At 38.0% G+C, this 19,885-nt stretch carries 17 protein-coding genes; 5 read left to right on the plus strand and 12 right to left on the minus strand.

Annotated features, from left to right (window positions below; translation table 11 throughout):
• Positions 1-369 precede the first annotated feature (369 nt).
• Entirely contained in the window at positions 370-1,251 is an 882-nt protein-coding gene (locus AC4BHP_RS16715; RefSeq protein WP_066107873.1) for a nucleotidyltransferase-like protein, read from the minus strand.
• Positions 1,252-1,392: 141 nt separating this feature from the next.
• Between AC4BHP_RS16715 and AC4BHP_RS16720 the strand changes: the two genes are divergently transcribed.
• Entirely contained in the window at positions 1,393-1,749 is a 357-nt protein-coding gene (locus AC4BHP_RS16720; RefSeq protein WP_066107876.1) for a YgzB family protein, read from the plus strand.
• 57 nt (positions 1,750-1,806) lie between these two features.
• On the opposite strand, the gene perR is transcribed toward AC4BHP_RS16720, so the two are convergent.
• The 6 genes from perR to AC4BHP_RS16750 all read right to left on the minus strand — a co-directional run bounded on the left by perR (position 1,807) and on the right by AC4BHP_RS16750 (position 6,529).
• Entirely contained in the window at positions 1,807-2,250 is a 444-nt protein-coding gene (gene perR, locus AC4BHP_RS16725) for a peroxide-responsive transcriptional repressor PerR (protein WP_066107879.1), read from the minus strand.
• Positions 2,251-2,379: 129 nt separating this feature from the next.
• Positions 2,380-2,931, minus strand: coding sequence for a cob(I)yrinic acid a,c-diamide adenosyltransferase (locus AC4BHP_RS16730; protein WP_066107883.1), 552 nt, complete (start codon positions 2,929-2,931; stop codon positions 2,380-2,382).
• Between the two features lies 1 nt (position 2,932).
• Positions 2,933-3,889, minus strand: coding sequence for a D-2-hydroxyacid dehydrogenase (locus AC4BHP_RS16735; protein ID WP_066107885.1), 957 nt, complete (start codon positions 3,887-3,889; stop codon positions 2,933-2,935).
• Positions 3,890-4,345: 456 nt separating this feature from the next.
• Positions 4,346-5,455 (minus strand): aminopeptidase, encoded by a 1,110-nt coding sequence (locus tag AC4BHP_RS16740; protein ID WP_148631054.1) that lies wholly within the window; start codon positions 5,453-5,455, stop codon positions 4,346-4,348.
• A gap of 119 nt (positions 5,456-5,574) precedes the next feature.
• A complete protein-coding gene (gene bcp / locus AC4BHP_RS16745) occupies positions 5,575-6,045 on the minus strand; it encodes a thioredoxin-dependent thiol peroxidase (protein WP_490553459.1) in 471 nt (156 codons plus the stop codon).
• 61 nt (positions 6,046-6,106) lie between these two features.
• Positions 6,107-6,529 carry a potassium channel family protein gene (locus AC4BHP_RS16750; protein ID WP_140462201.1) on the minus strand — a complete coding sequence of 141 codons (423 nt, stop codon included), beginning with the start codon at positions 6,527-6,529 and terminating at the stop codon, positions 6,107-6,109.
• 164 nt (positions 6,530-6,693) lie between these two features.
• Between AC4BHP_RS16750 and AC4BHP_RS16755 the strand changes: the two genes are divergently transcribed.
• The 3 genes from AC4BHP_RS16755 (at position 6,694) to AC4BHP_RS16765 (ending at position 14,410) form a co-directional block, all read left to right on the plus strand.
• The gene (locus tag AC4BHP_RS16755; protein WP_490553461.1) at positions 6,694-7,986 is read left to right on the plus strand and encodes a glutamate-1-semialdehyde 2,1-aminomutase; all 1,293 of its coding nucleotides are present in this window, start codon (positions 6,694-6,696) and stop codon (positions 7,984-7,986) included.
• A gap of 326 nt (positions 7,987-8,312) precedes the next feature.
• Positions 8,313-12,791 (plus strand): glutamate synthase-related protein, encoded by a 4,479-nt coding sequence (locus AC4BHP_RS16760; protein ID WP_490553463.1) that lies wholly within the window; start codon positions 8,313-8,315, stop codon positions 12,789-12,791.
• A 536-nt stretch (positions 12,792-13,327) separates the two neighbouring features.
• Entirely contained in the window at positions 13,328-14,410 is a 1,083-nt protein-coding gene (locus tag AC4BHP_RS16765) for an FUSC family protein (protein ID WP_490553464.1), read from the plus strand.
• Between the two features lie 603 nt (positions 14,411-15,013).
• Here the strand turns inward: AC4BHP_RS16765 and AC4BHP_RS16770 are convergent.
• The 4 genes from AC4BHP_RS16770 to AC4BHP_RS16785 form a co-directional block, all read right to left on the minus strand.
• Positions 15,014-16,762 carry an ABC transporter ATP-binding protein gene (locus AC4BHP_RS16770; RefSeq protein WP_140462198.1) on the minus strand — a complete coding sequence of 583 codons (1,749 nt, stop codon included), beginning with the start codon at positions 16,760-16,762 and terminating at the stop codon, positions 15,014-15,016.
• A gap of 56 nt (positions 16,763-16,818) precedes the next feature.
• Positions 16,819-17,349 (minus strand): nucleoside tri-diphosphate phosphatase, encoded by a 531-nt coding sequence (gene ntdP / locus AC4BHP_RS16775; protein WP_066107906.1) that lies wholly within the window; start codon positions 17,347-17,349, stop codon positions 16,819-16,821.
• 355 nt (positions 17,350-17,704) lie between these two features.
• Positions 17,705-17,959 (minus strand): YgaB family protein, encoded by a 255-nt coding sequence (locus AC4BHP_RS16780; protein WP_066107909.1) that lies wholly within the window; start codon positions 17,957-17,959, stop codon positions 17,705-17,707.
• Positions 17,960-18,110: 151 nt separating this feature from the next.
• Complete coding sequence (locus AC4BHP_RS16785; RefSeq protein WP_225983705.1) at positions 18,111-18,305, minus strand: gamma-type small acid-soluble spore protein; 195 nt, start codon at positions 18,303-18,305, stop codon at positions 18,111-18,113.
• 138 nt (positions 18,306-18,443) lie between these two features.
• On the opposite strand from AC4BHP_RS16785, the gene AC4BHP_RS16790 reads away from it, so the two are divergent.
• Complete coding sequence (locus AC4BHP_RS16790; protein WP_066107915.1) at positions 18,444-18,668, plus strand: mother cell protein YfhS; 225 nt, start codon at positions 18,444-18,446, stop codon at positions 18,666-18,668.
• Positions 18,669-18,741: 73 nt separating this feature from the next.
• Here the strand turns inward: AC4BHP_RS16790 and mutY are convergent, their stop codons facing one another.
• A complete protein-coding gene (gene mutY, locus AC4BHP_RS16795) occupies positions 18,742-19,821 on the minus strand; it encodes an A/G-specific adenine glycosylase (protein WP_148631060.1) in 1,080 nt (359 codons plus the stop codon).
• Positions 19,822-19,885: the final 64 nt, after the last annotated feature.

Genomic DNA, 19,885 nt, shown 5'->3' on the forward strand with positions numbered 1-19,885 from the left:
GCCAGGATCAAACTCTCCGAAAGATGTTTGATCTAGCTAAATTTTAAAGCAAATTGACGAGATTTTAAAAATCTCTTTTTTTAGACTTGCTTGGCGTTCGTTTTGTTTAGTTTTCAAAGAACAATCTGTCGTGTTAGCGACTTTTACATTATATCAAGATAACTTGTTGTTGTCAAGCATTTCTTTTAATGTAATTTACTAACATTTCAAGCTCGTTTGTAAAAGAGCGACTTTCTTATCTTATCATCGTTAGAATCGTAAGTCAACAACTTTTTTCATTTTTTCTTTGCCGTCTCGCTTCGTTTTGTTTACCTCAGCGGCGACGTTTATTAATATACCACCCTAAAATCATTTGGTCAATATAATTTTTTAAATTTCTTTATGAATTTTATAAAACCTATGAAAAAGCTTTGCTCCCTTAGTGTTTTCTAGTACAACATCAATATAGCCACGATCAATCAAGTACTCAATTAATATCCTTAAGTCCTCTCCGTAATAGCATAACTCTTGATGTCCATACAGCTCATCAAATGACCAGTACTCTTCTCCTCTTTCACCTATAATTTCTAATATATGCCCAGACCCGGATTCTGTTCTTGTATGAATAAAAAAGTCACTAACAAGGAAAAGAAGTTCTAGTCTTTGATTAAGACTTTCTTCGCTAAAAACCAGCTCTTCATATAATTTATAAATATCAGGACCAATTTGCTTCACCTGATTCCATACAGTTACTTCTGGGTGAAACCCTTTTTCAATGATCTCTAATCTTGCAAGGTGGTGGAGTGCATGGATTATTTGATTATACGCATCTAGAGAGTTCCCTTGATCAAACAATTCTTTACCTTCCATATAACTTCTAATTAAACGCGCAAACTCTATACCTTTTTTTACTTTCCTTCCATAGAAAGGGAATTCATTTAATTCTCTTTTTAATGAGGCAAGATAATCATTACGGTCAAAAACAATTTTCCCATGGTATATCCAATCAATAATTTTTTTATTGGATCCTAATAACCTCCACTCGTTTAACTTTTCATCTGTTACGATGTGGAGTGCTGATTTTTTATTTTCGTAAGCATAATGTTTAATAAAGACCGGTTGCTTATCCTTACTATCTGTAATGATTAATAAAATGTAATCAAATGTATCTGTAATTGAACTCTCAGGAGAGTTCTTCTCAATTAATAAAACTCCTTTTGTATCCGGGTTGCTGGCTCTTTCTTGATAAACGGGTCTTAGGATATCCTCCATGTTCCATTCCTCCACAATTTAATTCGCTCTCCTTATCTATTCAACAATATTCGACAGACTCCTGCCACTATTTTAATATCTATTGTTATTAAATTCTTTGGATATTATGGTATATTATAGAAGATAAAAGGGGGAAAAACGGTGGCAAAGTATTCAAGTAAGATAAATAAAATACGAACATTTGCACTCAGCTTAATTTTTATAGGCTTTATCATAATGTACGGAGGTATTTTCTTTAGAAACTCACCACTGGTTATGACTATTTTTATGGTACTCGGGCTATTAGCTATTTTTGCAAGTATGGCCGTCTATTTCTGGATAGGTATGCTCTCCACAAAAGCTGTTCAAGTTGTTTGTCCAAATTGTAATAAATATACAAAAATATTAGGCAGAGTGGATATGTGTATGTACTGTAAAGAACCATTAACACTTGATAAAGACTTGGAAGGTAAAGAATTTAACGAGGATTACAATAAGAAAAAGTTAAAAAATAAATAAAAAGAAAAAGCTGGCAAACGTCCAGCTTTTTCTTTTTATTTAACTTCCCTATCTGGTTTAATGAACTTCTTTAGCAGAACATTCCGGACAATCACCATAAATCTCCATTCGGTGATGTGTTACTTTAAATCCCGCAACATGCGATGCAAGATGTTCCACTTCATCAAGACCTGGATAATGAAAATCAACTATTTTTCCGCACTTTTCACAAATTATATGATAGTGATCTGATGACACAAAATCAAATCGACTGGATGAGTCTCCGTACGTCAACTCTTTTACTAAGCCAACCTCTTTAAACACACGTAAATTATTATATACTGTCGCTACGCTCATATTAGGAAACTTGCCTTCCAACGCCTTATATATATCATCAGCTGTTGGATGCGCATGGGCAGTTATTATATACTCGAGTATGGCATGACGTTGCGGAGTCATGCGGACACCAGTTTGTTTCAAAGTATCTAACGCTTCTTTAAGTTGTGGTTGAGACACCGTCATGCACTCCTTTTTTATATTATTCTCACTTTGTAATTGTTACAATAAGTTTACTTGATGATTGGTTGAGTTGTCAATATTTCCAGCACCTCATTCAGATATATTATATCCAGGGTGTTGTAAACTCTTGTCTCAAGAATTATGTAAAGTTGGTTCCATTTTTCCTAATTTATAGTTTACATATCTGGCAACAATAAACAAGAAATCGGATAACCTATTCAAATATTTTATAACTAAAGGATTTACCTCTTCTCCGAGAGCAACTGAATTTCGTTCAGCTCTACGTATCACTGTTCTCGCCACATGAAAAGCTGCTCCAGCTGGGTGTCCACCTGGAAGTATAAAATTCTTGAATGGAGGTAATTCCTCATTAAGTTCATCAATATAGGCTTCCAATTCATCAATCGACTCTTCTTTTATAACCCAGCCAACTTTTTTGCCGTATGGAGTAGCTAGTTCTGCACCAACGTGAAATAAATCAGTTTGTATTTTATGGAACTCCTCTAATAACTTATCTTTCCCTGAGAACTCTACATCATTTAAATAGCTTATCCCAAGTCCAATCATAGAATTCCCTTCATCACATGTTCCATACGCCTCTACACGTTGGTCAGTTTTGGATACACGCGTACCATAAACAAGAGAGGTTTGACCCTTATCTCCGGTTTTTGTATAAATTTTCATTCTAATACCCCTTTCCTACATCAATTTTATTCACATAGTTATCATCCTTATGATTAACAAACCGCTGAAAATTCTGCTCAAATATATCAAATGCGCGTGGCAAGTAATTTTTTGAAACGCTAGAAATATGCGGTGTGATAGTCAAATTAGGATATAACCATAGCTTATTATCTTCATTTAACGGTTCATTCGGAAAAACATCAAGCACCATATGACCTATAACTTGATTTTCTAACACCTCATGTATCGTGTCTTCTTTAATTAAATCTCCACGACCAATATTGATAAACATAGCTATATTTTTCATCATTTCAAAATGTTTGTATTTCAAGAGGTCCTTAGTTTCTGATGTACTAGGTAGTACAGATATAATAAAATCTGCATTCGGGAGAGCATCCTCAATTTGAGACATCGTAATAATATCATCAAAATATGAACTGGCGGAAACCCCGCTGCGATTCATCCCAATCGTTTTCATCCGAAAGGCTTTTCCTAATCTAGCTATCTCTTCTCCAATTGCGCCAGTACCTAATATAAGAAGATTTTTCCCATTCAGCTCACCGAAAGGTAGCCTCTTGTCCCATATACGTTTATCTTTATTCTCTGCCATGATCGGGAATTGCTTTATATATGAAAGCATCATCCCCATGGCGTACTCTGCCATAGGTATCGCATGAATCCCTCTCGCATTTGTTACCAGGATATTTCTTTCTCTAATTTTTTCGAAAGGCAATTTTTCAATCCCAGCTGACATTACACTAATCCATTTCAAGCGTAACGCCTGGTCGATTGTTTCCTCATCCACATCTTCTCCATATGTTATGAGCACATCCATATCCTTAATAACAGAACCTGCATTTTTGATACCTTTACAAAAATGAAACTCATGCTCTTTGTATGACTCAATCAAACGTTTCCTAATTTCCCCCGGAGGATAAATTGCAGAAACAACCTTCATCCAAATACCCCCTTCATCCACACATCACTAACATAATAACATCTTTTACCAGTATAAAGTGCTGAGACGACTGTTCAGCTTCGAAAAGCATAAGAGGAGGCACGAAGGGAGGCGTTCTTTCCTCTCGTAATGCCTACACTTATGTCTCGAGGAGCTAGGAGTCGAAGCCGGATTACATAAAAAGCTGAAACGGTTTAGTTCAATGAACGAAGACTAAATTCGCCACGTCCTGTGACAACGCCTTTGTGACCTACATCCTGTTGGCATCCGCAGCAACTCCACTTATGTCTCGAGCGTTTTAAGCTAGCTCACATAAAAGCAGAAACTAAATAAAAAAACGGACAGCCAGTTCCGGCTGTCCTTCTAATAGTTGTATGAGGAGGTATTCCCTGATTCTATCTTATTCAAAATAGCTTGTTATGCTTGGTCTTTTGCCATAGATTTTAAAAACAATCACTATAAAAGTGATTCAGGATTTAATCCTTTTAACTCCGGTAGTACAAATAATCCATCCTTTCGAATCAATTGACCATCAAAATAGATTTCTCCTCCGCCAAATTCAGTTCGCTGGATAAGCACCATGTCCCAGTGAATAGAAGATATATTTCCATTGTCGGCTGCTTTATAGGCTAATCCCGGTGTGAAATGCAGGCTTCCACAGATTTTCTCATCGAATAAAATATCTCCCATTGGATTTGTTATTAACGGGTTTACGCCTAAGGCAAATTCTCCAATATAACGGGCACCTTCATCTATATCAAATATTTTATTGATTTTATCCGCTTGATCTGCTCTTGCATCAATTATTTTTCCATCTTTAAACGTTAAACTGACATCTCTGAAGGTAGTCCCTTGATAAGGACAAGGCGTATTAAAGGTAATCGTTCCGTTTACACTATTTTTAACGGGGGCTGTATATACTTCTCCATCAGGTAAATTTCTTTCTCCGAAACACATCACTGCCGGAATTCCCTTTATAGAAAAAGAAAGATCTGTACCCGGTGACGTGATTCTGACCTGATCTGTTTGCTCCATTAGAGATTTCAATGGCTCCATTGCCTTCTGCATTTTGGCATAATCAATTGTACAAACATCAAGCAGAAAATCTTCAAATTGACTTGTGCTCATCCCTGCTTTTTGAGCAAGTGATTTAGTCGGATAGTTCAATAATACCCAACGGCAATTATTAATATAGTAATCAACGACTGGCTTCATTACTTCTCCGCTCAGCTGAAATTTCTCTGACGGAATCTCAGCAAATTCCGCATCATTCTCTTCTCCGATCACAATAATGACAGCATCCATGTCTTCAAATTTTTTCAAATCCCAATTAGCCATGATTTCCAACTGTTCCCGGCTATACCCTTTTGCCATATATTTTTGAATCTCATCATCGAGCATTTGTACAAATGGGTATGCTCCTAGCTCATACGTTTGATTGACAAGTTCTACCAACAAAGGTTTCGTTATGTAGTGACCTTCAATCAACACTTTTTGCCCCTTCTCTAACCGTACAGAATGGGTTAGCAGTTGTCTTGCCATTTTTTTAATTCGTGGATCTTTCATACGTCATCTCCCCTGTTCTCTTTATTAAACACCTACTATCAATATACATATTTTTCCTCCAGAGAGCTTTTTATTTATAAAGAAAGCAGGCATTATTTCATGCCTGCTTACAATCTAAATTATGATAATTCATTTTTAATAAATGCTAAGGCATCTTCCACATGCCCTTTCACTCTCACCTTACGCCACTCTTTTACCACTATACCCTCTTTGTTGATAACGAATGTAGAACGTTCCGTACCCATATATTCATTTCCAAAATTGTTTTTTAATACCCATACTCCATACGCTTTTGACAATGTATGTTCTGGGTCTGACAACAAGATAAAAGGAAGATCATATTTCGTTTTAAATTTTTCATGCTTTTCAACCGGATCTGGACTAACGCCAACAATAATTGTATCCAATTCTGCAAATGATGTGTGATTTTCCTTGAAGTCACATGCTTCAGTCGTGCATCCCGGTGTCATATCCTTTGGATAAAAATAGAGAACTATATTTTTCCCCTTAAAATCAGCTAATGTAACCTCTTTTCCATTACTTGCCTGAAGCTTAAAATCCTGCGCCTTCTCACCAACTATACTACTCATAAAGCTCACTCCCCTGTTAGATAAAAATAATTAAGAACAGCTCGTTCTATTATTACTATACCTAATTTCGGGTTGTTTTTGCATGTTCAAAGTCTATGGCAGTCCTTACGACAAAAGCTGCCGGTAACGCATATCCAATTAAAGCTTCCATTGATGCAATCCATCTGCCAAATCCTACAGGTACCATATCTCCATACCCTACCGAGAGAAGAGTCATAGTACTGAAATAGAAGGAAGAGGCAAGCTTTTGAAACAAACCTCCCTCAATAGGTAAACCATTCAAATGAATAACCGTTCCAAATTTCATTTCAACCAATACGTATAGGATTCCGAAACCTATTAAAAAAGTGAAGTACACCGTAATGATCCAATAAAGATAATCGAGTGATATCCGTTCAGCCCGGGTTGGGTCTGTTGGCATCAATAATCCTCTCAAACTCATTAGTAACGTGATAACAACCGCAGCAAGGATAATATAAAACAAAGGTAACACCCCTTTTTATTACAACCGCATTTGTAATATATACGCTCTTACAGGCATACCTATGATTGCTTGTACACGAATCCATTGCTTAGGTGACCATGTTGTACAAACAAAGAATTCCAGTGCTAAAATGAAGCAGTTACATACGAAGGAGGAGAAATAAAATGAACCACGCTCAATCTGAAAGTTTGCATGCTGAAGCTATGCAGCACATCGTCGGCGGTGTCAATTCACCATCTAGATCATACAAAGCCGTTGGAGGGGGTTCTCCAATTGCAATGGAAAGAGCAAAAGGCGCGTATTTTTGGGATGTTGACGGCAATCGATATATTGATTATCTTGCCGCTTACGGACCTATAATTACCGGGCATGCCCATCCGCATATTACCAAAGCAATTACAAAGGCAGCTGAAAACGGCGTTCTTTATGGAACACCTACTCCTTTTGAAGTTAAATTTGCCAAGATGCTTAAGGAAGCCATCCCATCCATGGACAAAGTACGGTTTACAAATTCCGGAACTGAATCGGTTATGACCACGATTCGTGTAGCACGAGCGTATACAGGACGGGATAAAATTATTAAGTTCGCTGGCTGTTATCACGGACATTCCGATCTTGTTTTAGTCGCTGCCGGATCAGGCCCTTCCACACTTGGAACTCCCGATTCCGCCGGTGTACCAAAAAGCATTGCTCAGGAAGTCATTACAGTGCCGTTCAATGATATAGATGCCTATAAGGAAGCAATCAATAAATGGGGAAATGAAATCGCGGCCGTTTTAGTTGAACCGATTGTCGGTAATTTCGGGATTGTTGAACCAAACCCTGGTTTTCTTGAAGCAATTAATGACATTACTCATGCAGCAGGGGCACTTGTTATCTATGATGAGGTAATTACAGCCTTCCGTTTTATGTACGGTGGTGCACAAAACCTTCTTGGTGTTGAGCCTGATATGACGGCGCTCGGAAAAATCATCGGCGGCGGCTTACCGATTGGTGCTTACGGTGGCAAAAAAGAGGTTATGGAAACAGTCGCACCCCTCGGCCCAGCCTATCAAGCAGGGACGATGGCCGGAAATCCCGCTTCCATGCTAGCTGGTATTGCTTGCCTTGAAGTATTGAAGGAAGAAGGAGTATATGAACGACTAGATCAACTTGGGGCGATGCTGGAACAAGGAATCCTTCAGGCAGCGGAAGACCATCATGTTTCTATTAAAGTAAATCGATTAAAAGGTGCATTAACGGTTTATTTTACTGATGCTAAGGAAGATATCAGTAACTATGCTCAAGCTGAAGCTACGAATGGCGAAGTGTTCGGCCGATTCTTTAAGCTTATGCTGGAACAAGGGATTAACTTGGCTCCATCAAAATATGAAGCCTGGTTCTTAACGACAGCCCATACAGAAGAAGACATAGAAACTACTATTAAAGCTGTAAATCAAGCATTCAAATTATTATAAATACAAATTTTTGAATATTTATGCATATCATCAATTCTACTAATCACGGTAGAATTGATGTTTTAACGTTGTTGAAAGCGTTTACATTAAGATATTTTGATTTTAATAACCAGATAATGTTTATTTTCCAAAAAAACTAAAATGTATATTTAATTGATTTCTGAAAATTCTAATGATAATATAAATCATACTAGTATTGATTATTTATTACCCTCAAAACTGTATTTCCTTCCTCGTTCGTTTTCCAAAGTAATCTAAAAAACCACAAGTTTAAAGCAGGAGGTGAACCGGCATCGAATAGGCGCAAGCTTATAGTTGCCCAACGTATGAACAAAAGATGGAATCCTAGTACGTTTATGAATTACCACGAATCAGAACATGATGCTTGCGGAATTATTGCATGTATTGAAAAGAAAAAAATACCTACCCGTGATAATATTTTTGCGTGTATTGATGCCCTGGTTACCATGAACCATCGGGCCGGTTTTATTAACGGCGAAGGCGATGGTGTCGGCATTCACATAGATATCCCCCGTCAATTATGGAAGGAGAAGCTAAAGAACTCTGGTGCTGATACAGACCTTGCGGATCATAACCATTTTGTAGTGGGCCACTTTTTTATTAAACGTGAGGCTGAGAAACAACAAACTATTGAGGAAATAATCAAACTGGCAAACGAAAAAGACTTAAAAGAAATTTATGTATCTGATGAAGCTTATTCCACCGATGCATTGGGACCAATAGCATTACAGGAAAACCCTGTATTTCTTCAAGTTGCTTTTATAGCAAAAGAAGATTTAAAACAAACTGACCTTTCATCTCTGTTATTTGATCTCACAATTACAATTGAGAAAAATGACCACATCCACGTATCTTCGCTTAGCCAATATCATGCCATCTACAAAGTGATGGGAGCCGGCGATATTCTACCTAAGTACTATCCAGACCTTGCAAGTCCACTCGTCGCATCAACGATGACACTTGGACATAACCGCTATTGCACTAATACACTATCCAGCTTTTTTCGCGTACAACCATTTAGCGTCCTTGGACATAATGGTGAAATCAATACAATCGCCAAATTACGCGATGAAGCGCAAATGGTTGGTGTTCCATTAGTAAACGGCGGCAGTGACTCACAGGATTTAAGTCGTACATTGGAAACATTCATCTACCGTGAGGGGTATTCTCTATTTGAAGCACTTGATATTGTCTTCCCTCCAATCATTAATGAAATGAAGGAATATCCCGATCATCTTCAGGATCTATATACGTATTTGCGTGAAAGCTGGGGCCATTTCGCTCAAGGTCCGGCAGGAATCATTTCCCGCCACGGCAATGAAGCTGCTTTCTCTGTAGATGCACTTGGTCTACGTCCTTTATGGATGATGGAAACTTCAACCTCTTATTTGTTTGGCTCTGAACCAGGTGTTATTTCACCAACAGAATATGTAGCCAATCCTAAACCAATTGGTCCAGGAGAAAAGGTCGGATTAAAGTGGAATGGCGATTCAATAGAACTATATGAATATATCACTTATCAGGAAGAAGTATTCAAAAGATTTAACAAGAGACTTAACTTTACAGAATCTCGTAATCGCTTAAATCCTCCTGATGTAAAAGAGCATACTTTTGCACAGGAAGAGGACAAAATCCAAAACGGACAATATAAAGCTTTCGGATGGGAACGTGACCATATTCAACTAATTGAACAAATGGCTGAAAAAGGTGCAGAACCAATCCGTTCACTTGGTCACGATGCTCCACTGGCAGCACTCAATCCTGAGCGTAAGAATATTGCAGACTTTATTAAAGAAAGTGTTGCAGTTGTTACAAACCCTGCGATAGATCGCGACCGAGAAATGGAACATTTTTCGACCCGAACCATTATCGGTAAACGCCCTTCTCTGTTTACAGATGAAAAATCTGTAAACACAGTGATTGAGCTATTAACGCCTCTATTAGCTGAAGGAAAAGCTGGACACACTTGTGCACAGTTTGCAAAACAACCTTCTTATGAACAAATTCACCAATTTTTTATGGATACAGAAGAATTGAAAACGATATCCATGACATTCACGGAGGGTGAAACGATTAAGGAAGCTCTAGATCGTATCAGTAAAGAGGCTCTTACCTTTGTTACTGACGGCTGTGGATTACTTTGCCTAGATGATGAACTATCCCATCAGGCTGAGCAATTTTGGTTGGATCCTGCCCTTGTAGTCGCAGCAGTCGATAGAGCATTAGTAAAAGCAGAAAAACGAAGAGACTGTTCCATTTTAGTTCGCTCTGCTGCCATTCGTAACTTGCATGACATTGTGGTGATTTACGGATTAGGAGCTAATTTGATTAATCCATATTATATGTTCCGTACCGTATCAGATGAGCAGTCGAAACCAGTAATTAATTTATATAACTCTTTATCTAAAGGATTAGAAAAGGTCATTTCAACACTTGGAATTCATGAACTTCGCGGATATGGACGACTATTCTCTTCGATTGGACTACAGGAAGAAATAGCAGACATCCTTCAAATCGTGAACTTCTTTGGATCCAATCAATTAATCTATAATTTTGATAAATTGAAGGAAGATGCGAAACAGCGTGCAATTGATTATGCCAATGAAAAAGAACGTGTCGGCAAGACCTTTCATCTGTTCCCGCGAATCTGGAAAGCAATTGGTGAGGTGGCTTCAACTGGAGATTATCAGGCCTTTGGAGAAAAAATCTCTGAACAGGAAGAACAAAATCCCACAACTATTCGCCATTTAACAGATTTCAAGAAAACCGAACAAAAAGTTGATCCAGAAACAGTGAATATTGGTGTTGGCGATCACAGTCTACCATTTGTAATTGCATCAATGTCGTTCGGCTCACAAAATGAAACAGCCTTTCGCGCATATGCAGAAGGTGCCGATCGCCTTAATATGATTAGCATGAATGGTGAAGGCGGAGAAATTAAAGATATGCTTGGTAAATACCCGCGAACTCGCGGTCAGCAAATTGCCTCCGGTCGTTTTGGTGTAAATGCGGAATTGCTGAATTCCTCTAATTTACTTGAAATCAAAATCGGACAGGGCGCTAAACCGGGTGAAGGCGGTCATCTTCCTGGATCCAAAGTAACATCAAAAATTGCCGAAGCACGTAATGCAACGATTGGATCCGATTTAATATCACCTTCAAACAACCATGATATTTATTCTATTGAAGATTTAGCTCAAATGATCCATGAGTTAAAGACAGCCAATGATCAGGCAAGGGTGGCTGTTAAAGTACCTGTTGTTCCAAATATTGGGACAATTGCTGTCGGGATAGCAAAAGCTGGTGCTGATATTATCACGCTAAGTGGATTTGACGGCGGTACCGGAGCCGCTCGTATCCATGCCCTTCAAAACGTTGGATTACCAGTGGAGATTGGTGTTAAAGCTGCTCATAATGCCTTGCTTGAAGCCGGTCTAAGACAGGATGTTGAGCTTTGGGCTGACGGTGGCCTCAAAAGTGCAAAGGATGTACTGAAGGTTATGCTACTTGGAGCAAACCGTGTAGGTTTTGGAACCCTCTCTATGATTGCTATTGGCTGTACAACATGTCGAGGCTGCCACCTGGATACATGCCATGTAGGGATTGCTACTCAAATTGATTCTGAAGTGGAAGCAAAGGAACATGGCTTAAGGAGATTTGTTCCAAGACAGTTTGATTTAGCCGTCCAGGGGCTTATCAACCTATTCAGTGCTTTTGGCAATGAATTAAAAACACTTGCGGCTGAACTTGGAGTCACAAATCTCCAGGAAGCTGTTGGGCGTTCCGATTTATTAGTACAAACAAAAGGAAAAGAAATGCTGGATTTAAAATACTTACTTAAAACGATTGAGCTTGGCCAGATCACACATCTCGAAGCTGCTGCTACAAAGGACGAATTAATCGTCCAAATGGCTGCAGTCGGTGCAGAATATCTGGATGCAAGTGTAAATGATCTGCTTCAATCCAGACAATTTAAAAATATCAATTCTATTCAGCGCGTACTTGGAAGCCGTGTTTCCTGCCACCGGGTAAGAGGCAGATTAGATGGTTCCTATGTCAAAATGGATCCTGTTAATCTAACTTATAAAGGTTCCATACCTGGAAATGGACTTGGTGCATACAATACAGAAGGCATTACGATAACAGTTGATGGCGGTTCTCAGGATGGCACCGGCAAAACCTCGTTTGGAGGAACAATTGCAATTCTTAAAGGAATCGGCAAGGATGACAAATTCTATAATGGTTCCGTTGGGAAAGGCTTTGGATATGGTGCGCAAAAAGGTCTATTAATTGCCCAGGGTGACGCTGATGCGCGCGCAGGTATCCGTCTGTCTGGTGCTGACATGATTGTCGGAGGTTCTTTAAAACGGGATATTCCTGTACAAGAACATGGAAACATTGGCGTTTATTCAAATATTAAGGGCTTTGCCTTCGAATATATGACAAACGGCCGAGGACTTGTTCTAGGAGACCCAGGTCCATGGATTTGCGCAGGAATGACAGGCGGTGTCATTTATCAACGTCATTTGCCTGAACGAGGCCTTACAAAAGATGCGATCCAACGCAGAATTGCAAAAGGAGCCCTCGTCTCTGTTGAAAAATTAAATGAAACAGGTATAAATGATGTAACTGAACTACTTACACGCTATACAACTATTCTTAGAGAAAATGGCCAACAGGCAGAAGCGGACGAACTGGCCCAATTGCTAGGCAACCCAAGCCAGCACTTCCTCCAAATCGTCCCAGTCAAAACCCAAGCCGACCCATCTGTATCTACAGAATAAGGCTGAAACGACTGCCCAGACCCGACAAGCATAAGAGAAGAGGCACGTAGGGAGTGCTTTTCTCCCGTAGTGACTATTCCTTATGACTCGAGGGGCTAGGAGTTGAAGCTAGAATACACGAGTAAAGCTGAGGCGACTGGTGGTCAGTTATGGGCCATATATCAATTTTTATCAGGATGATACATTATTTTCGAACCTCAAGAGGCCGTTTCGCTTTATTAAAGCGGCGGCCTCTTTTCATTTCTCAACTTTCCTGTTACGCCGTTCTCAATCCTTTTTTCATTTTATGAACATATAGAACTTTCATTAAAAAATCTATGAATCCCTTCTCTCTCCATATAACGTATACCTGATGAATCTTGAAAAAATCGTATTCAATGCATGCCTTTTAGTCTAATGGGGAAAGTAAACAAAAGAAGTATTTTGCCTGTATATCTTGAACATGAAGACGAAACCCTGTATAGTACAGTCATGTTCGAGATAAAAATAGATAAATATTCGTAAACAACTATGAATAAAAGGAAGAGGTATTATTTATGAAGGTTGGTGCCCGAGTCTTTAAAACGGGAATAGCCATTGTGATAGCCATCTATGTTGCGACAGCATTTAATGTACCGGCTCCCGTATTAGCCGGGATTTCGGCTGTATTTGCCGTTCAGCCTACCATATACCGTTCGTACAGGACTTTAATTGATCAAATACAAGCGAATATTATCGGATTTCTAATTGCGATATCGTTTGTATTATTATTTGGTAATGATCCCTTATTAATTGGTTTGGCAGCCATTATAACAATTGTAATCAACTTACAGCTGAAAAATGAAAATCAATTAACGATTTCGCTTGTAACTTTAATCTTAATTATGGAGCAACAAGACGGCAATTTTACAGAATTCGCCTTTTGGAGAGTTGCTGCCATTTTAATCGGTATTCTGTCAGCGTTTATTGTAAACCTTGTCTTTCTTCCTCCAAAGTATGAGACAAAGCTTTATAAACGAATCAGCACAACGACAGACGATATTCTACAATGGATTAGAATCGGTTCTAGAAGTTCAACTGAACATACTATGATGAAAAAAGACATTAATCGTATTAAAGAGAATGTCACAAAGGCCGATAACTTGTACGCTCTATATAAAGAAGAGCGTGAAACTTTCAGGAAAAATACGGTTGCCAAGTCCCGTAAACTCGTAATCTACCGTTATATGATAGCAACAAATAAACGATCACTGGATATCCTAAAAAGATTGCATCGTTTTGAAAATGAATTCCATCAAATGCCTGAGGATTTTCAAATACAGGTTCATCATCAACTGGATTTGTTGTTGAGAAAACATGAACATATTCATCTGAAATTTATAGGAAAAGTAAAACCAGGACTAATGCTTGAGGAATCTACAGACACTTATAACAAACAATTACTGATTGATATTGTTAAAGGTTTCCGATTAAATACAGACGAGGATTCCCCCGTTCACTACCATATGGTTACGCTAATCTCATCTATGCTTGAATATGGTGACTACTTAGAGCATCTCGAAATGCTTGTTAACAGTTTTCACTCTTATCACAAATCAGAGAACAAATCAATTAAGATAAATGATGATGATCAATTATAACAATCACTTAAAGCATTCCAAGGCCAGCAAAAAGGCTTTGGGATGCCTTTTTCATTCCATTGGTTTTGCACTGTATCTTATCTGATAGTCAAAAAGGTGGTTCTCCTTTCGATCAAAAAACCTCCTTCTATCCAAAAGCTATGCCGTTCTTTATTCTCGTATTTTTTCGTAGGGATTGTTGCTATTATTGAATTGTGAAACAGCCACCTCCAGAAAGGAAGTGGCTGTACTTGTATATCCCAGTTAGTCAAAAAGTTCCTTACTGTTCAATTTTTTATCATAACTAGAAATATAATAAACAATAAAACTATATGCATCCACACCATACATTTTACGAAAATGACTGCCCAAACTTTTTTTCGTAAATCATAGTAAAGAATAGTAGAATAAATTAAGAGAACGGTTATTCCCCGGAAGATATCACCATCCATCAACAATAAAATCACGTTTATCAAAATAGATATAATAAATAAAATGGCATATATCTTATCTATCTTGTTCTTTCTTTGCGCCTCGTGTTGGAATTGATACATCCTTTCCCCCGTGCTCATCATATACTTGATTACTCAATTATACCCTCCATCACATACCTCAGTAGAACAGCTAGGCATCCAACTGTTGTACCTGAAAGAGTCTATAATAAGCTCCTTGTTTAGCCATTAATTCCTGATGTGTTCCCACTTCTATAATACAGCCATGTTCAACCATAACAATTCGATCAGCATGTGTAATGGTAGATAATCTGTGAGCCACTATAAATGTAGTACGGTCACGGGAGAGCTTTTCAAGTGCTTCCTGAATAAGATGCTCACTTTCCAAATCAAGAGCAGAGGTTGCTTCATCCAACACAATAATGGATGGATTCTTCAAAAACACACGTGCAATAGAAATACGCTGCTTTTGACCTCCTGATAATTTGACGCCCCTCTCGCCTACTTTTGTCTCATATCCACTTGGTAATTTGCAGATAAAATCATGAGCATTTGCTGCTTTGGCAGCTTCATAGATTTCTTTATCTGTCGCATCTGGCCTACCCAGTAAAATATTTTCACGAACCGATTCACTAAATAAAATACTGTCTTGCATCACCATTCCAATATTGTCCCGAAGTGAGCGTACCTGAACATCTCGGATATCCACTCCGTCCAATAGTATACGCCCTTGTGTCACATCATAAAATCGTGGAATCAAGCTAACCAGAGTAGATTTACCTCCTCCGCTCATCCCGACAAGCGCAATTGTTTCTCCCCTTTTCACTTCAAGATTAATATCCTTCAGTGCCTGAGTCTCATCTTCTCCATAAGAGAATGATACATGATCAAACGTAATGGTCCCTTGTACATCTTTACATGGACGTGCATCAGGCTTGTCCTCAATATCATACGGAACATCCAAAAATTCAAACACACGGTCCATTGATGCCAGTGATTGCGTTAATGTGGTAGATGAGTTCATCAATCTACGCAAAGGTCCATACAATAAATCGATATAGCCGACAAAGGCAACCATAGTCCCTAATGTCATATTCCCATTAATGACCTGGTATCCGGCAAATAGGATGACAACTAGAGGAGCAATATCTGTAATTGTATTGACTGCTGCAAACGATTTAGCGTTCCAGCTTGTGTGAGCTAACGCTTTTTTTAAGAAGTTTCCATTCACTTTATTAAATTGCTTTTGCTCATGATCTTCAATCGCAAAGCTCTTAATCACGGCCATCCCTTGTACACGTTCATGCAAATAGCCCTGTACTTGAGCAAGCGCCTGTGATCTATCTCGGGTTAATTCTCTTAATTTACCAAAGAAATATTTAATGGAGAATGAGTAGAGCGGTAACAGAAGCAACGATACAATGGTCAATTTTACGTCAAAGGTAAGCATAATTCCAACTGCTATTAAAATTGTAACTAGATCCAACCAAACATTCATAAGGCCGGTTATAACAAAATTCTTAGTTTCTTCAACATCATTAATCACTCTGGAGATAATTTCTCCTGCTTTTGCATTAGAGTAATATTTAAAGCTTAACTTTTGTATATGACTGAACATTTTATCGCGGATATCAAATAAGATTTTACTTGCTGTCCATTGGGCAAAATATTGACGGTAATATTCTACTGGAGGCCGAACTACCACAAAAATGAAAAACATGATTGCCATTAACATATAGAGCTTCCTTAATTGCTCTCCTTTTTGCAAAGCATTGGCACCGATTATATCATCAATCACATATGCCAATAAGGCAGGAGTCAACAAAGGAATCGCAAATTTAACTATCCCGATTAGGATTGTCACAATGATTTGCCACTTATAAGGCCTTACAAACCTCATATATCTTTTTATACTATTCATCAAATGTCTCTCCCATCAAGCATAAAAACCTGTCCATAAAAGAGACAGGCTTCTTTTCAACTTTTAATTGTTAAATATCGGTTATACCAATTATGAACGAACTCCTGAGAAAACGGCCCTTTTTTCGCTCGAATCATACTAATCAGCTTTTCCACATTTCTCCTGAGAATATGGTCAATGACATTCGGATAACCCATTTGAAGTTTATGCTCTTCGTACTCATCTTCATCTAACAGGTTATATGTCATATCGGGATATACCTTTATATCAAGATCATAATCGATATATTTAACCGCTTCCCCATCAAATACAAATGGAGAACTTAAATTACAGTAGTAGTAAATACCGTCATCACGAAGCATGCCGATGATATTAAACCAATACTGTGAGTGAAAGTAGGTAATAGCTGGCTCTCTTGTGAGCCATGTCCTACCATCAGATTCGGTTACAAGAGTCCGATCATTGCAACCAATTACAATAAATTGGGTACCCTTTAATATGGTCGTCTCTTGCCAAACCCGGTGTATATGTCCATTATGTTTGTAACTGTGTATTTGGATTTCTTCTCCTTCTCTCGGTACTCGCACGTTGTATTACCTACTTTCTCTCCCTATAGGGCAGGGCACTTATATACCGTCTCTGTGTTCAAATTGACAATATATTAACCGTTAAATTAAGATGCTTTTTTCCGTATTCTTCTATTATTATAACGATTCACATACAATTTTAAAACAAAGAGCCACCATGAAAAGCGGATAAGCTATAAATTGTTAAACAAATCGCCATTAACCAGCTCTTTTTTAGAATGAAATATTAATCCTATAACCAAAATTAATCGTTTACAAACATGAGTCATAATGAATGAAGGAAACAGAAGCGGAGAATAAAAATAAAAGAACACCTATAGAGATGCCCTAAATAATGATGAATTGTATTTATATTTTATAGTTTCGGGGCAGATTTTGACTGATAGCTTTCAATCACTTTTTCTGTTAATTGCATAAATATCGTTTGGATTGTATCTAATTCTCTTTTCATCTCACTTATATCGTCCTGGACACATAGTAAATCTTCATCATTCTTTCGATTCCTCAGTTCCTCCTCTAGCTCCATATAACGGTCAAGTTCTGTTTGCATATGTAAAAGCTTATCCATAATGACCATTTGTTCATTAACTAACTCTTCAAAACTCTTCATGCTCTACACCACCCAAAATCAGTATAATAATACATTTCTCTAATAAGCAGAAAATACCTTTGACTTTTTCTGTAGCCTTCTAAGAGGTTTTGTCGAGCCGTTAAAAAGCACTCGCCCGCTACGGGCAAGTGCTTTAATTAAAGGTTTTACATTATTGTTGTCCGGAGTTACCGGAGTTTTTAGCTTTGTTTTTCTCTGCTTTCGCGTTTGCTTGTTTCACAGATTGCACATCAGTTTCACTTGCAAATTCAGAACCAAATTGACCTTGGCTTTGACCTGCAGATTGTGCGTTTTGTTGTCTCACTTGATTTGCATTTGTTTTTGAACTGTTGTTAGCCATTAATATCACCTCCACACCTATTAATGTATCCAACAGAGGTTTTCATATACAAAAAGAGTGTTTCTATTTTTTTCCTTGTTTTTGCTTCACTATATAGCGGCATCCTATATAGAAATTTAAAACAGGAAAAGAGGAGGCTTTATTATGTTTGTAGGAAGAGATATGTCAGAGTTATCCATGATTCCTAAAAGTGAATGGAAGGAAGATGAACTGGAATTTTACCATCATTCATTTCAGCAGATTATGCCCTATTTAAATATAGAGGGACATACCATTCAAAGAGAAATTATTGAGGAAATTGAAAGAAGAGGCGGCCTGAAGAGACAGGAAGCAACCTGGACAAAAGGAACGCGTGTTTCCTACGATTAATTAAAATAGAACCGGCATCAGCTATACCTGAAGATTATTATCTTTTCGCAGGTAGCTGATGCCGGGTTATTTTTTAACCATTAAATACATATGTTTCATAAATTTTTTGATGAGATACAGGTAAAGCATACTGTTGAAAATCATGATCTTTCACATATGCTAATTTATGTGTATTGCTTTTAAAGTTCTCCAAATTATTCACAGTGGCTGTATAGATATCAATTTCCCATGTCAAATGTGAAAATACATGATTGATATGACCGATTGGAGTTAATTGATTTAATTCAACTTGATTCTGTTCCGCAACCATTTCTTTAAGTACTTTAACATCTCCTGTTGTTTCATAGCTTGGGAATTCCCACAATCCCGCGAGAAGACCTGTCTCCGGCCGCTTCCTAATCAGGATTCTTCCACTTTCATCGTTTATCACAATTGCCGATAAATGAACAATTTTGGTCTTTTTAGCTTTCGTTTTTACCGGAAGCTCCTGTTGGATTCCTTTATCAAATGCCCAGCAGTGCTCTCTTACCGGACATAATAAGCATGCAGGTTTACCGGGAACACATATAAGAGCGCCAAGTTCCATCAATGCCTGATTAAATTCTGACGTATGTTCGGGATCAATTAATTCACGTACAGCTGACTCAAATAGTTTGCGGGTGGCAGGCTTTGCTATGTCATCATATATTTCTAATATCCTGGAAATGACTCTCATGACATTTCCATCAACTGCAGGCTCCGGAACACCATAAGCAATGCTTAATATTGCACCGGCAGTGTATGGACCGACACCTTTTAATTTTTTAATTTCTTCAGGAGTGTTTGGCACAATTCCGCCGTAGTTTTCCTTTACCTCTTTAACTGCACTATGCAAATTACGAACCCGAGAATAGTAGCCTAGACCTTCCCATGCTTTTAAATATTTTTCCTCATCAGCATCAGCAAAATCATCAAGCGTCGGAAACCATTCCATAAAACGTTCGTAATAAGGAATAACAGTATCAACACGAGTTTGCTGAAGCATAATTTCAGAAACCCAGACACGATAGGGATCTTTATTTAATCGCCATGGGAGCTGTCTTTGTTCCTGAATAAACCAATCTATAAGATCTTTTCTGAATTGTTCTATATTGCAACTTACAAGTGTCTTCACGTTTCCTCCTGTTTATGTTAAAAATTAATGGAATAGGGAATAAATTAAGTAATCATACTGAGTA

Source organism: Pradoshia sp. Z4_20 (assembly GCF_058216035.1).